This window comes from Levilinea saccharolytica, from assembly GCF_001306035.1.
GTDB classification, from domain to species: domain Bacteria; phylum Chloroflexota; class Anaerolineae; order Anaerolineales; family Anaerolineaceae; genus Levilinea; species Levilinea saccharolytica.
This window is the reverse complement of record NZ_LGCM01000045.1, coordinates 69,455-84,188: the sequence shown is the minus strand read 5'-3', so window position 1 is coordinate 84,188 and position 14,734 is coordinate 69,455. Positions and strand designations below refer to the sequence as shown.

The 14,734-nt window shown below is 61.9% G+C and carries 12 protein-coding genes; 4 read left to right on the top strand and 8 right to left on the bottom strand.

Annotation, left to right across the window (positions count from 1 at the left end):
* Positions 1-26 precede the first annotated feature (26 nt).
* Positions 27-1,946 carry a DNA primase gene (dnaG, locus tag ADN01_RS13235; RefSeq protein ID WP_062417353.1) on the bottom strand — a complete coding sequence of 640 codons (1,920 nt, stop codon included), beginning with the start codon at positions 1,944-1,946 and terminating at the stop codon, positions 27-29.
* Between the two features lie 376 nt (positions 1,947-2,322).
* Here dnaG and ADN01_RS13230 point away from each other — a divergent pair, with 376 nt between their 5' ends.
* Positions 2,323-3,762 carry an SH3 domain-containing protein gene (locus tag ADN01_RS13230; RefSeq protein ID WP_075071195.1) on the top strand — a complete coding sequence of 480 codons (1,440 nt, stop codon included), beginning with the start codon at positions 2,323-2,325 and terminating at the stop codon, positions 3,760-3,762.
* A gap of 18 nt (positions 3,763-3,780) precedes the next feature.
* On the opposite strand, the gene ADN01_RS13225 is transcribed toward ADN01_RS13230, so the two are convergent.
* The 5 genes from ADN01_RS13225 to ADN01_RS13205 all read right to left on the bottom strand — a co-directional run bounded on the left by ADN01_RS13225 (position 3,781) and on the right by ADN01_RS13205 (position 7,917).
* Positions 3,781-4,167, bottom strand: a complete 387-nt coding sequence (locus ADN01_RS13225) for an ArsR/SmtB family transcription factor (protein WP_201778685.1) — start codon at positions 4,165-4,167, stop codon at positions 3,781-3,783.
* A gap of 61 nt (positions 4,168-4,228) precedes the next feature.
* On the bottom strand, positions 4,229-4,621 hold the full coding sequence (locus tag ADN01_RS13220; RefSeq protein ID WP_062417350.1) for a MoaD/ThiS family protein: 393 nt from the start codon (positions 4,619-4,621) through the stop codon (positions 4,229-4,231).
* Positions 4,622-4,627: 6 nt separating this feature from the next.
* Positions 4,628-4,867 (bottom strand): MoaD/ThiS family protein, encoded by a 240-nt coding sequence (locus ADN01_RS13215; RefSeq protein WP_062417349.1) that lies wholly within the window; start codon positions 4,865-4,867, stop codon positions 4,628-4,630.
* Between the two features lie 10 nt (positions 4,868-4,877).
* Positions 4,878-6,065: a tungsten cofactor oxidoreductase radical SAM maturase gene (locus ADN01_RS13210; protein ID WP_062417348.1), complete on the bottom strand. Its 1,188-nt coding sequence runs from the start codon at positions 6,063-6,065 to the stop codon at positions 4,878-4,880.
* Between the two features lie 88 nt (positions 6,066-6,153).
* Entirely contained in the window at positions 6,154-7,917 is a 1,764-nt protein-coding gene (locus tag ADN01_RS13205) for an aldehyde ferredoxin oxidoreductase family protein (protein WP_062417347.1), read from the bottom strand.
* Between the two features lie 403 nt (positions 7,918-8,320).
* On the opposite strand from ADN01_RS13205, the gene ADN01_RS19325 reads away from it, so the two are divergent.
* Positions 8,321-9,730: a DUF389 domain-containing protein gene (locus ADN01_RS19325; protein WP_062417346.1), complete on the top strand. Its 1,410-nt coding sequence runs from the start codon at positions 8,321-8,323 to the stop codon at positions 9,728-9,730.
* A gap of 2 nt (positions 9,731-9,732) precedes the next feature.
* Here the strand turns inward: ADN01_RS19325 and ADN01_RS13190 are convergent, their stop codons facing one another.
* Complete coding sequence (locus ADN01_RS13190; RefSeq protein ID WP_075071197.1) at positions 9,733-10,275, bottom strand: CAP domain-containing protein; 543 nt, start codon at positions 10,273-10,275, stop codon at positions 9,733-9,735.
* Between the two features lie 39 nt (positions 10,276-10,314).
* Between ADN01_RS13190 and ADN01_RS13185 the strand changes: the two genes are divergently transcribed.
* The gene (locus ADN01_RS13185) at positions 10,315-11,154 is read left to right on the top strand and encodes an NBR1-Ig-like domain-containing protein (RefSeq protein WP_075071196.1); all 840 of its coding nucleotides are present in this window, start codon (positions 10,315-10,317) and stop codon (positions 11,152-11,154) included.
* 2 nt (positions 11,155-11,156) lie between these two features.
* On the opposite strand, the gene ADN01_RS19320 is transcribed toward ADN01_RS13185, so the two are convergent.
* Complete coding sequence (locus ADN01_RS19320) at positions 11,157-12,566, bottom strand: DUF389 domain-containing protein (RefSeq protein ID WP_062417346.1); 1,410 nt, start codon at positions 12,564-12,566, stop codon at positions 11,157-11,159.
* Between the two features lie 403 nt (positions 12,567-12,969).
* Here ADN01_RS19320 and ADN01_RS13170 point away from each other — a divergent pair, with 403 nt between their 5' ends.
* Positions 12,970-14,733, top strand: a complete 1,764-nt coding sequence (locus ADN01_RS13170; protein WP_062417347.1) for an aldehyde ferredoxin oxidoreductase family protein — start codon at positions 12,970-12,972, stop codon at positions 14,731-14,733.
* Position 14,734 lies beyond the last annotated feature (1 nt).

The following is a 14,734-nucleotide window of genomic DNA, read 5'->3' as shown; positions in this document are numbered from 1 at the left end:
CTATACCATAACACTTTGTAAAGGATTTAATCGGGCTGGATTGGCTTTTGCAGGGCGCTGTCCAGCAGTTGGCGGGTGCGGTGATACTGCACCACAATGGCGTAATAGGTGCGCAGGCTGTCGTCGCCCTGCTCTTCCAGATCGCGCTGCATGAGCTGAATTTGATCAATGGCGCTGTTGATGCGCACCAGGCGCAGGCTGAGCAGCGAGCGGGCCAGGTCTTCCAGACACTCTTCGGCGGTGGGTTCTCCAAAGGGCAGCGGGCGGAGCATATCCTCCAGGGTTTCGCCCAGGCTCTCCGGCGCGTGTTCGCGCACATAGTGATGGGCGTCCATTTGATCCTGCTCCACCCCTTGCAGCAGCAGGCGCGAAAGGGTCTGAAAATCGCCGCGCTCAAAATCTTCGGGGGCCAGGGGGGGCAGCTTGGAGGCATGCAGGTGGCGGTTGAGCAGGAACAGGGTTTCGGGCTGGCGCATCAGCAGGCGCAGGATATGATGTTCCAACTCCTGGGCGCGCAGGGCCGAGGTGGGCAGCAGCACGGGGGTCTGCGGGCGGGCGCTTTGGGCCGGGGAGGACTTGCGGCGGCGGCCAGAGGGGGCTGGACGCGCAGCAGGCCGCCCGCCCAGCAGGGAACGCTCGTCCACACGCAGCAGGCGCGCCAGGCGCTGGCGGTAAGCCTCGCGTTCCACCATATCGGGCACGTCCTCCACCAGGGGCAGCACCTGGGCAGCAATTTCGCTCTTGACTTTGGCGTCGTCCAGATCGCGGCCAGCGGCCAGGGTATCCATCACGTGCACCACAATGGGCTGAGCCGCATCCAAAATGGCCTGCCACTCCGCCGGGTTGCGCAGCACCACCTCATCCGGGTCCATGCCGGGGGGCAGGCGCGTGACGCGCACATCCGCGCTGAGGCGAGCCTCCTGCCGGATCAGCCCGCGGGCATCAAAAACCAGCTCGGTTTCGTGATCCAGAGCCTGACGGGCAATCTCCAGCCCGCGCAGGGTGGCTTTTTCACCGGCGGCGTCGGCATCCAAGGCCAGGACGATGCGGCGGGTGAGGCGTTTGAGCAGGTGCAGCTGAGCCTCGCTCAGGGCCGTGCCCATGGGGGAGACGGTGTTGCGGAAACCCGCCTGGTGCAGGGCGATGACATCCAGATAGCCTTCCACAATCACCGCCTGATCCTTGACGCGGATGTCTTTGCGGGCCAGGTCGAGGGCGTAGAGCAGGCTGCCCTTGTCAAACAGGGGCGTTTGCGGCGAATTGAGGAATTTGGGGATGTCGTTGGGGTCCAAAATGCGCGCGCCGAAGCCGGTCATGCGCCCGCGCGAATCGCGAATGGGGAAGGTCACGCGGTTGCGGAAGCGGTCGTACACCCGACCGGTGTCGGGCGATTCGCTCAGCAGGCCGGCCTGCAGCATCTCGGCCTGGCTGAAGCCCAGGGCCATGAAATGCTGGCGGGCGGCGTCCCAACTGGCGGGGGCGTAGCCCAGCCCAAAGGTCTGGATGGTCTCGTCGGTCAGCCCGCGCTTATGTAAATAGTCCAGGGCGGGGCGCCCGGCGTCGCTGTGCAGCAGGTGGTGGTTGAAAAATGCGGCGGTCTGCTCCAGCAGATCGCGCAGGCGGTCGTTCTGCTCATCGGCGGCTTCGCGTTCGGGGGTGCGCGCTTCGAGGGTGACGCCCGCGCGCTGAGCCAGAAATTCAAGGGCCTGGCTGAAATCCCAGCCCTCTTTCTTCATAACGTATTTGAAGATGTCGCCGCCCTCGTTGCACTGGCCGAAGCAGCGCCAGGTGCCTGAATCGGGGAAGACCACAAAGGCAGGGGTGCGCGTGTTTGGATGGAAGGGGCAGAAGCCGGTGTAGCTCTTGCCAGACCGGCGCAGCTTCACCGATTCGGAGACCAGGTCCACGATATCCAAACGCGCTTTGATCTCGTCCACAGCCGTCATGCGCAGCGCCCCTCCAGAGAGCGCCTTGGGAATTATAGACTCGCGCTGCCGGACATGCAAGCCCCAAACGTCGTGCGCGCTCCCTGCTCTAAAAGAGTGTTCTCCCCACCATCTGCGGATCAATAGATTTATGGTTTCATCTGCGAAATCTGCGTAATCTGCGGATCAATAGATTTACGGTTTTATATGCGTCATCTGCGTAATCTGCGGATCAATAGGTTTAAGGTTTCATCTGCGTCATCTGCGTAATCTGCGGATGATTAGGTTATTGGTTTTATCTGCGAAATCTGCGAAATCTGCGGATGATTAGATTTAAGGTTTAATCTAGGTCATCTAGAAAATTGATCGCACCGCGGGCTTTGTGTACAATGGTCGTATGCCCAAACAATCCCCCCTCCAAACCCTGATCCTCTCCCTGGCGGCCTGCCTGCTGGCGGCCAGCTGCGTCCCCAGCGTCCCCTGGCCGGAGGACGCGCCCACCGCGCCCCCTGCCCAAACCAGACCCGTCACCCAGCCGCCAAACAGCCTCCCCCCACAGCCCCAGGAAAGCCCCACCCCGGCCCCCACAGCCGACCCGCAGTCCTGGGTGTGGACGGTGAACGAAGCTGAAATGACCGTCCTGCGCGTGGACCCCGCCAGCAATCAGGTGGACGGCGTGGTGGAATTGAACGGCGTCCCCGCCCTGGTGGCGGCGGGCGAGGGCAGCGTTTGGGCGCTGGAACAGGGCTGGCAGGAGCGCAGCCATGTGGTGCGCATGGATCCCGGCCGCCCAGATGTGATCGGTCGCTTCCCCGTGGCGCAGGGCAGCGCCGTCAGCCTGGCGGTGGGCCGCGGGGTGGTGTGGGTGGGGGTGGCCGAGCCGCTCACCGGCACGCGCGCCCCGGATGAGCCGGATTACAGCCTGCCGGGCGGCCTGCTGCGTTTGGATGCTGCCACCGGCCAGGAGATGGGCTATTCGCGGCGCTATTCGGTGCCCATGCAGATTCTGATCGAAGACCCCTTTTTATGGACTCTGGAATGGTTCAGCGTGCACACCCAGCTGCAGCGCGTGGATTTGACCAACGGCCAGCTGATCACCCTGCCCTCCGCGGTGGATTCACCCGCGGCGGTACACCAGTTCGCCCGCATGGCGCGCGGCCCGCTGGGGCTGTGGGCGCTTTCCATGGACCCGCGCTCGCGCTTTGTGTATGAATTGGACCCCCTCACCGGCCGCATGGTGCGCCTGCTGCCCGTGGGCGCGCAGGAGAACGATAACCCCCTGGATCTGCTGGCCGTGGACGGCTCGCTGTGGGTGGTGCTGCGCAGCGGGAAACTGGTGCAATTGGACGCCGCCCGCGGGGATCTTCAGCGCACGGTGCAGATTCGCGACGGCATGGAAAGCGTGCAGTACGCCGCCGGTGCGCTGTGGCTGGAGAACCGCACAGAAGCCGAGCTGTACCGCGTGAACGTTCAGAGCGGCCAGTTGGAAGCCGTCATCTCCACCGGCCCCAAGCAGCCCGCCACCCCCACGCCCTTGCCGCGCGAACGGCCTGGCCCATCCTGCAAACCGGCCAAACCCACCCGCCTGCAGGTGGGCGGGCGCGCCGTGGTGAAGGACGAACCGCCCCTGCCCAACCGCGTGCGCTCTGAACCCAGCCTGGGTTCCAAGATCATCGGGGAGATTGCCCCAGGGGACGGCATGGTGCTGTTGGAAGGGCCGGTGTGCGCGGGGAATTGGCTGTGGTGGAAGGTGCAGGCCGACGGCAGCGGGCTGGTGGGTTGGACCGCGGAAGGGGACGATCAGGACTATTGGCTGGTTCCCGTGAAGCAGCCGTAACGCGCGGCGGGGTGCGACCTAATCCGGGCCGTCTTCGGCCTGCGGCCCGCCCATGGGACAGCGCGGCTGGATGCGCTGCGGGTCGCAAAAAGCCCCAAAGGCCTGACGCAAATTCTCCAGCGCCTCCGGGTTGGGTGAATAGTACACCCAGCGCGCATCGTGCGCGTCGCGTTCCACCGTCACCAAACCGGCTTCACGCAGCACTCCCAAATGGTGCGAGATCAAATTGGGCGCAATTTGCAGCGCTTCTCCCAGGTCGTGGTTCGACTGTACCCCCTCGATGATCTTTTCCAGCAGCAGCAGCCGGTTTGGCTCGCTGATAGCTTTCAGCTCGCGGGCAAACTGGTTGATGTCCTCTGAAGAAAAAACGGATGATTCCATGCGCAGCCCCTGAACGGTGGTCATTACAAGGGTTATAGCGCGTTTGGGCGTGTTTCTCTAGTGAGCTTATTAACCCCAAAAGCGGTTATTGTTCCTGATCTTCGCCCCGCGAGTCTTCATCCCCATGCTGGTGATGCAGCAGGCTTTCCGGGTTTTCAGCCACAGCCTGACGCATGGCCTCGGTCATGGCCGCCCCGTTGCGGTATTGGAAAGGCCACATGGATTTGAGATCAAACAAGGCCACGCGGTCGCCGTCTTCAAAGACATGTCCCAGATCCGGCTGGAAACCCGGCAGGGCCGAGAGATTCCCATTAACAAAGGTGATGCCGCGCTCCTGCGTGGGCAGGTGCAGCATCGCTAGCAGGTCGCCCATACTGGCTCCCGCGGGCAATTCAGCATTGACCCGGGCAAAGCCGATCTGGCTGGGATCCGTCCCATATTTACGCAGCACCCCATACAACCACACATCCAGTTTCATACTGGGTTAGCCTCCTCCAACGGGTGGAAACAGCCCAATTTCATCTTGATCGTGCAGGACAAAATCCGGCTCTTGATAAATGCCGTTGACATAGGCCAGCTTGACCTCGTCTTCCGGCAGGCGGTAATGGGCCATGACGTCGCGCACCCGCGCCCCTTCGGGCAGCTCCAGCGAGAGGGTCACGCCGATTTTGGCTTCGGGCACGAAGCGGCGTAAGGTAGCGAACAGGCGCACATAAACTTGCACAGTTCAGGCCTCACGGACAGCGGACAATATCCTGCGCCCACAGACAGTCGGCGCAGGAGGGGTTCGGCCCCCAACAGGCATTGTTTTCCAGGCGCAGATCGCAGGTCTCGCGCAGGTCGCAGTCGGGGCAGGAGGGGAAATGAAAGGCACGCACGGCGCTGCGGTAGCGGGTGTACTCCTCGCTCATCCAAATATCCGCCAGAGACGACTGGTGCACATTGCCGAAGGTGTGGCGGCGCACCTCTTTTTCGATGCCGTCAATGGTGTAGTAGTGATAGCTGTGCGACAGGGCATAGCAGGGCGAAACGCCCCCATCCCAGCCGATGACGATGGAATAATCGTGGACAAAGCGGCAGTGGGGCTCGCCCCCCCAGTGCATGCGCGGCAGCTCGGTGATGCCCCATTTCATCCAGGCGTCCGAACGCACCGGCCACCCGCCGGATTTGAGCGGCGCGATGGGTTCATAGCCGTAGAGCTTTTCCTGGTTCATCTCCGCCGTGTAGGGCAGCACGTTGGAAACCACCGCGCGCGCCACCCCCAGCCGTCCGGCCAACTCGGCCAGGCTGTCCAGCTCGGCCACATTGCTTTTCATGGCCACAAATTCGACCCCCAGTGTGGGCTGAACCGCCCCGGCCTGACGCTTGGCTTCGTTCAGGCGCTGAATATTTTCCAGCACCTCGGCCAGCTGCGCCCCGCGCACATCCGCATAGGTGTCCGGCTGGATGCCGTCAATGGAAACCACCACCTGGCTGACCCCCAGCCGCACCAATTCGCGGGCGATGCGGTCGTCCAGCAGCAGCCCGTTGGTCCCCAAAGTGACCATCAAATTGCGCTCGCGCAGCTTTTCGATGATCTCCAGAATGCGCGGGTGCACCAGAGGTTCGCCAAAGCTGGTCAGCACCACCTGATCGAGAGCGGGGAAAGCGGGCAGGTCCGCCAAAATGCGCTCGAAGGTGTCGCGCTTCATGTGTGCGCTGGGATCCACCCAGGAATGGCGGATGCAGGTCTGGCAGTTGAGATTGCAGGCGGTGGTGACTTCGATATACAGCTTGCGGACATCTGGGCGGCGAGGGTGCAGGATGAGATCGCCGTCGCGCTCATCCAGCCAGTATTCAGCCTGAGGCTCCAGGCGGCGGCGGTTGAGAAAATCCGCTGGAAGGTGAAAACGGCCGTGTTCATCGGGGGTCAATTTGGGCATGGAGCGCTCCTGAGTCTACCGGTAAAATGCGCGTGGAAAGGAGAGGGGCTGGTGCGCCCCTCTCCTTTCCCGGAGGGTATACAGCAGCTTACATTTCTTTAAAGACCGAATCCAGAGCCTCATCCGGCACATCAAAGACCTGATTATGCGGGGGCAGCGGTTCGAGGTGCATGAATTCGGGCAGGCGGTCAGCTTCGGCTTTGATGCCGGCAGCTTCGTTGAAGGCGCGTTCCACCTTCAGCACTTCGGCGCCGTAAGCCACCACATCGTCTGCGCTCCAGTTGGTACCCAGCACGCCGTTGCACTCCTGGATGAAGCCTTCGAAGCCGCTGGCGATGTCGAGGATGGGGAAGGCGATGAACAGGCAGTGGCCGGAAGAGTCAATGAAGGCGGTGGTGGCCTGGAAAGCGCGGCTGAGGGCGGCTTTGCCTTCGGGGCTGAGCGGATCCTGCTTGCCGCTGACGCCCAAAATTTCAGGGCAGATGGTGTAACCAGCGGTGTGGTCAGCGCCCATGGTGGTGGTGGCGTAAGTGATGCCAATGCCCTTCACGGCGCGCGGCTCATAGGCGGGCATGGCCTGGCCTTTGACGGTGGGCACGCGGCGCACGCCCAGCAGTTTGCCTGCCACTTCGGCCCCGCCGCCCAGCATCTTGCCGGTAGGCGTGCCTTTGCCCATCTCATGAATCAGCTGGATGGCGCCCTTGCTGTCGCCGAAGGGGATCACCCCGCCTTCCATAGCCACGCCCAGGGTCACGCCGGTTTCGATAGTGTCCAGGCCGTACGCGTTGCACAGATGCACCATGGTGGCGATGTCGTCCAGGTCGTCCACGCCCAGGTTGGCGCCCAACGCCCAGGTGGATTCGTACTCGATACAGGAAGCGCGCTCGCTCTTGTCGGGGTTGAAGAGGGTATTGGAACATTGGATGATGCAGCCGGGGGAACAGGCGTGGTTGTACACCTCTTTGCCGGTGCGCTCTTTGTTGGTTTCAAAGATGGCTTCGCCAGCGGTCTTGGGGGCGCCGTCAAAGCGGCCCGCCGAGAAATTGCGGGTGGGCAGGCCGCCCGCTTCATTAAGAATGTTGACCAACACAGCCGTGCCGTAGGTGTTCAGGCCGCCCTTGGGCTTGGAGATGGGGTGCGTGCGGATGGCGTCAATCATCTTCTTGCGGCCTTCGTCAAAGAGGGCCTTATCGACAATTTCCACACCCGGCGAACCTTTTTCGTTCAGCACAATGAATTTGAGCCGCTTGGAGGCCATCACCGCACCCACGCCGCCGCGTCCGGCGTAACGGCTGGGGCGCTTGGCCTGGTCGTTGAAGACGATGCCGGAGTTACCGTAGCCGTATTCGCCCGCGTTGCCGATGCTGGCAATAGAAATGCGGCCCTCAAAGCGCTGGTAAATCATCGGGTAGGATTCGTACACATCCTTGCCGGTGTATTCGCTGGCGTCAAAGAATTCCACCACCGGTTTTTGAGCGTCTTTATCCCAATGGATAAAGGTTCCCCAGAATTTGTCTGTATCTTGGGGCAGACCTTCCACAATCAGGGCGCGAATGCGCATGCTGGCCAGATCGGGTCCCCAGGAGGTTCCGGCATTGGCTTCTTTAATACCGCCGGTGAGCGGCGATTTGCAGCCGACCGAGATGCGGGCAGAGGTGGGAGCCGGCGTGCTGGTGACGATGCCCGCCGAAAAGACCAGTTTGTTGTTGGGGCCGAGCGCGTGGCACAGCGGCGGCACTTCTTCCGCCACAATTTTTGAGGTCAGGGCGCGTCCGTAAAGAGTACGGAAGCGTTCTGGGACGGCTTCCCATTTGGACGTGCGGTCTGTCATGTTAATGCGTAAGATCCACATAGCTTCCTCCACTGGATGGAACATAAAAAGAGGGGCTTTCTTTTGGGCGGGGATGGAGCGAGGGAAAAGAAAAAGCGCGCCTCCTGGGGTGGGCAGGGCGCGCAAAAAAACGCAAAGTGACCCTGCTCCGCAGCAGTTGGGGGTCTCCTTTGCACACTGGCAGGCGATGAGAATTGCTCCTCATGCCCTATCGTTCTCCTATCCGAGACGGAATCAGAGAATCGGAGAGTTTTCAATTGAAGCTCACTACTGTTTCATTATACAGACGAAGAGACACAAATGTCAACCGAAATTGAATCAATTTTGGTTGATCATTGCTGTCGGGCGGTATGCGGAGCAGCCTTACGCCTTCCAGGGTACAATACTATCAAGACCGCATGGACGAAGGAGGAAGAAGAGGCTCATGAGACCCTGGTACCGTTCGCTCATCAAGCCCCTGCCGCCGGAGGATTGCAACGCGGTGATCGCCGAAGTCACACCGGCGGCCTCGCCCGGTTTTGATTACTTCCTGCTGGTGGTGCTGTCCTGCAGCATCGCCACCCTGGGGTTGATTACCGATTCGCCTGCGGTGATCATTGGGGCCATGCTCGTGGCTCCGCTGATGTCGCCCATTATCGGTATCGGCCTGGCTTCGCTGACCGGCAACACGCGGCTGCTGCGCAATGCGGCCTCGGCCCTGCTGCGCGGGGCGCTTTTAGCAGTGGCGCTGGCCGCGCTGATGACCCTGCTCAATAACCTGCTGCCCTTTTTCAGCATCCAAGAGCTGCCGCGCGAGGTGATGGCCCGTACCCGTCCCAGTCCCATTGATCTGGTGATCGCCTTCGCCGGCGGGGTGGCGGCGGCTTATGCCATGACCCAGCCAAATATCTCTGCGGCCCTGCCGGGGGTGGCCATTGCCACGGCCCTCATGCCCCCGTTGTGCACGGTGGGGATTGGGCTGGCTTTGCAGCGCTGGGATGTGGCGGGAGGGGCGCTGCTGCTGTTCATCACCAACGCCGTGACCATCGCATTTGCCTCGGTTTTGGTGTTTTTCCTGCGCGGCTTTTCATCCAATTTGCGGCTAAAAAACGGCTCTCTCCCCCGCAGCCTGGTGCTTTCGGCCGCCCTCACCGGCCTGCTGCTCATCCCCCTCACCTTTTTCAGCGTCAAATTCTTCCGCGAGGCCTCCGCCAACCGCCTGATCCAATCCGTGGTCATGCGCGAGGTGGAAAATTTGAGTGGGGCGGAGCTGGTGGAACTGGAGGTGAACCGCAACGGCACCAAACTGGATATGCTGCTGACTGTGCGCACGGGATCTTCGCTGCGCTATGAGCAGGTGGTGGCCCTGCAGAAGGCCATCGTGGAGGGCCTGCATCAGCCGGTATCTTTAAAGGTCAGCCAGGTGATCGCCGAAAATTTAGATCCGCTTATCCCGCCCACGCCGACCTTCACCTTCACCCCTGGCCCCAGCCCAACTGCCACGTACACGCCCACCGCCACCGCCACGTCCCTGCCCACGGCCACCGCCCTGCCCACGCACACCCTCACACCCCTGCCCAGCGGCACACCCACGGCCACAGCTACCCCCGCCGAGGGCTTGGTGGTGCGGGTGGGGCTGCCGGAGATGCGCATCGTGCAGTTCCCTGGCGGGCCGAGCATTGGTCCTTTGCTCCCCGGACAAAAACTGACTCGGTTATACGGGCGCGAGACGTTCAACGGGCTGACCTGGGTGGAAGTGCGCGACGCAGAAGGGCGAATCGGCTGGATTCCAGAAATTTACCTGCGCCTGATCCTCCCCACTCCCACCCGCACGGTCACAGCCAGCACACCTTAGCGTTACGGCCCCGCCGCGGGACGGGCAAACACCAGGGTGTAATAGCCTTTAAAGGGGCTGCCGGGCACATAGGCATAGGCCATGCCAACCTCGGTCACTTTGGCGCTGAGGATATTGCCGCGGTGCACGGGGCTGTTCATCCACCACTCCCAGGCTCCCTGGGCGTCGCCGCCAAAAGCCGGGTCGCCCACATAGATATTTTCAGCGGCGGCAGCGGCCTTGTAGCCCTGATCGCGGATGCGCGTGTTCCAGGTGGAGCCGTTGGAGCCGGTGTGATCCACAAATTGATTGCAGCCCATATCGGCGCTGTGCACGGCGGCGGCGGCGTCTAACGCGCTTTGGCGGGTCAGCCCGGCCAACCCCTCGGCGGCGCGGGCGGCGTTGATCCAGGTCAGCAGGTTGGCTTCTGCCTGGGGGTCGGTTTGCGGGCTGCACCCCGGGGGCAAAATCACCGGGCTGTCCCCGCCCACCACGGGCACGAGTGCGCCGTTTTCATCATAGATGCTCACCCCAATTTTGACCCAAAACAGATCCTTCCCGCCCAACCCACCTCCACCAGCCTGCCGCCCAAAGGCTGCACCGATATGGCCGTTTATTTGGAGGATGTCACCATCCCCGATGGGACCGCTTTTAAACAAAATGTGCCCTTTGTCAAAACCTGGCGCTTTCAAAACAAGGGAACCTGTACCTGGGGAGCCAATTACGCGGTGGTATTTCACTCCGGCGACCCCATGGGCGCGGCCTTCACCAACCCCCTGCCGCCCGCTGCGCCGGGGGAGGTGGTGGAGGTGTCGGTGAACATGGTTTCGCCCGCCAGCGGCGGCGCCTTCACCGGTTACTGGCAGTTCCAGGACCCCTACGGCACGCGCTTTGGCACCAACAGCGGCGGGAAGGATCTGTTTTGGGTCAAAATTGGGGTGAGCATCTATGATGAAAACGGCGCACTCGTGCCCGTGGTGGGCGGGGACAGCCCGGTGATTTTGCCCCCGGGGTGCAGCCCGCAAACCGACCCCCAGGCAGAAGCCAACCTGCTGACCTGGATCAACGCCGCCCGCGCCGCCGAGGGGTTGGCCGGGCTGACCCGCCAAAGCGCGTTAGACGCCGCCGCCGCCGTGCACAGCGCCGATATGGGCTGCAATCAATTTGTGGATCACACCGGCTCCAACGGCTCCACCTGGAACACGCGCATCCGCGATCAGGGCTACAAGGCCGCTGCCGCCGCTGAAAATATCTATGTGGGCGACCCGGCTTTTGGCGGCGACGCCCAGGGAGCCTGGGAGTGGTGGATGAACAGCCCCGTGCACCGCGGCAATATCCTCAGCGCCAAAGTGACCGAGGTTGGCATGGCCTATGCCTATGTGCCCGGCAGCCCCTTTAAAGGCTATTACACCCTGGTGTTTGCCCGTCCCGCGGCGGGGCCGTAACGCTAAGGTGTGCTGGCTGTGACCGTGCGGGTGGGAGTGGGGAGGATCAGGCGCAGGTAAATTTCTGGAATCCAGCCGATTCGCCCTTCTGCGTCGCGCACTTCCACCCAGGTCAGCCCGTTGAACGTCTCGCGCCCGTATAACCGAGTCAGTTTTTGTCCGGGGAGCAAAGGACCAATGCTCGGCCCGCCAGGGAACTGCACGATGCGCATCTCCGGCAGCCCCACCCGCACCACCAAGCCCTCGGCGGGGGTAGCTGTGGCCGTGGGTGTGCCGCTGGGCAGGGGTGTGAGGGTGTGCGTGGGCAGGGCGGTGGCCGTGGGCAGGGACGTGGCGGTGGCGGTGGGCGTGTACGTGGCAGTTGGGCTGGGGCCAGGGGTGAAGGTGAAGGTCGGCGTGGGCGGGATAAGCGGATCTAAATTTTCGGCGATCACCTGGCTGACCTTTAAAGATACCGGCTGATGCAGGCCCTCCACGATGGCCTTCTGCAGGGCCACCACCTGCTCATAGCGCAGCGAAGATCCCGTGCGCACAGTCAGCAGCATATCCAGTTTGGTGCCGTTGCGGTTCACCTCCAGTTCCACCAGCTCCGCCCCACTCAAATTTTCCACCTCGCGCATGACCACGGATTGGATCAGGCGGTTGGCGGAGGCCTCGCGGAAGAATTTGACGCTGAAAAAGGTGAGGGGGATGAGCAGCAGGCCGGTGAGGGCGGCCGAAAGCACCAGGCTGCGGGGGAGAGAGCCGTTTTTTAGCCGCAAATTGGATGAAAAGCCGCGCAGGAAAAACACCAAAACCGAGGCAAATGCGATGGTCACGGCGTTGGTGATGAACAGCAGCAGCGCCCCTCCCGCCACATCCCAGCGCTGCAAAGCCAGCCCAATCCCCACCGTGCACAACGGGGGCATGAGGGCCGTGGCAATGGCCACCCCCGGCAGGGCCGCAGAGATATTTGGCTGGGTCATGGCATAAGCCGCCGCCACCCCGCCGGCGAAGGCGATCACCAGATCAATGGGACTGGGACGGGTACGGGCCATCACCTCGCGCGGCAGCTCTTGGATGCTGAAAAAGGGCAGCAGGTTATTGAGCAGGGTCATCAGCGCGGCCAGCGCCACTGCTAAAAGCGCCCCGCGCAGCAGGGCCGAGGCCGCATTGCGCAGCAGCCGCGTGTTGCCGGTCAGCGAAGCCAGGCCGATACCGATAATGGGCGACATCAGCGGAGCCACGAGCATGGCCCCAATGATCACCGCAGGCGAATCGGTAATCAACCCCAGGGTGGCGATGCTGCAGGACAGCACCACCAGCAGGAAGTAATCAAAACCGGGCGAGGCCGCCGGTGTGACTTCGGCGATCACCGCGTTGCAATCCTCCGGCGGCAGGGGCTTGATGAGCGAACGGTACCAGGGTCTCATGAGCCTCTTCTTCCTCCTTCGTCCATGCGGTCTTGATAGTATTGTACCCTGGAAGGCGTAAGGCTGCTCCGCATACCGCCCGACAGCAATGATCAACCAAAATTGATTCAATTTCGGTTGACATTTGTGTCTCTTCGTCTGTATAATGAAACAGTAGTGAGCTTCAATTGAAAACTCTCCGATTCTCTGATTCCGTCTCGGATAGGAGAACGATAGGGCATGAGGAGCAATTCTCATCGCCTGCCAGTGTGCAAAGGAGACCCCCAACTGCTGCGGAGCAGGGTCACTTTGCGTTTTTTTGCGCGCCCTGCCCACCCCAGGAGGCGCGCTTTTTCTTTTCCCTCGCTCCATCCCCGCCCAAAAGAAAGCCCCTCTTTTTATGTTCCATCCAGTGGAGGAAGCTATGTGGATCTTACGCATTAACATGACAGACCGCACGTCCAAATGGGAAGCCGTCCCAGAACGCTTCCGTACTCTTTACGGACGCGCCCTGACCTCAAAAATTGTGGCGGAAGAAGTGCCGCCGCTGTGCCACGCGCTCGGCCCCAACAACAAACTGGTCTTTTCGGCGGGCATCGTCACCAGCACGCCGGCTCCCACCTCTGCCCGCATCTCGGTCGGCTGCAAATCGCCGCTCACCGGCGGTATTAAAGAAGCCAATGCCGGAACCTCCTGGGGACCCGATCTGGCCAGCATGCGCATTCGCGCCCTGATTGTGGAAGGTCTGCCCCAAGATACAGACAAATTCTGGGGAACCTTTATCCATTGGGATAAAGACGCTCAAAAACCGGTGGTGGAATTCTTTGACGCCAGCGAATACACCGGCAAGGATGTGTACGAATCCTACCCGATGATTTACCAGCGCTTTGAGGGCCGCATTTCTATTGCCAGCATCGGCAACGCGGGCGAATACGGCTACGGTAACTCCGGCATCGTCTTCAACGACCAGGCCAAGCGCCCCAGCCGTTACGCCGGACGCGGCGGCGTGGGTGCGGTGATGGCCTCCAAGCGGCTCAAATTCATTGTGCTGAACGAAAAAGGTTCGCCGGGTGTGGAAATTGTCGATAAGGCCCTCTTTGACGAAGGCCGCAAGAAGATGATTGACGCCATCCGCACGCACCCCATCTCCAAGCCCAAGGGCGGCCTGAACACCTACGGCACGGCTGTGTTGGTCAACATTCTTAATGAAGCGGGCGGCCTGCCCACCCGCAATTTCTCGGCGGGCCGCTTTGACGGCGCCCCCAAGACCGCTGGCGAAGCCATCTTTGAAACCAACAAAGAGCGCACCGGCAAAGAGGTGTACAACCACGCCTGTTCCCCCGGCTGCATCATCCAATGTTCCAATACCCTCTTCAACCCCGACAAGAGCGAGCGCGCTTCCTGTATCGAGTACGAATCCACCTGGGCGTTGGGCGCCAACCTGGGCGTGGACGACCTGGACGACATCGCCACCATGGTGCATCTGTGCAACGCGTACGGCCTGGACACTATCGAAACCGGCGTGACCCTGGGCGTGGCTATGGAAGGCGGGGTGATCCCCTTCGGCGACAGCAAGGGCGCCATCCAGCTGATTCATGAGATGGGCAAAGGCACGCCTACCGGCAAGATGCTGGGCGGCGGGGCCGAAGTGGCAGGCAAACTGCTGGGCGTGCGCCGCGTGCCCACCGTCAAAGGCCAGGCCATGCCCGCCTATGAGCCGCGCGCCGTGAAGGGCATTGGCATCACTTACGCCACCACCACCATGGGCGCTGACCACACCGCTGGTTACACCATCTGCCCTGAAATTTTGGGCGTCAGCGGCAAGCAGGATCCGCTCAGCCCCGAAGGCAAAGCCGCCCTCAGCCGCGCTTTCCAGGCCACCACCGCCTTCATTGACTCTTCCGGCCACTGCCTGTTCATCGCCTTCCCCATCCTCGACATCGCCAGCGGCTTCGAAGGCTTCATCCAGGAGTGCAACGGCGTGCTGGGTACCAACTGGAGCGCAGACGATGTGGTGGCTTACGGCGCCGAAGTGCTGAAGGTGGAACGCGCCTTCAACGAAGCTGCCGGCATCAAAGCCGAAGCTGACCGCCTGCCCGAATTCATGCACCTCGAACCGCTGCCCCCGCATAATCAGGTCTTTGATGTGCCGGATGAGGCTCTGGATTCGGTCTTTAAAGAAATGTAAG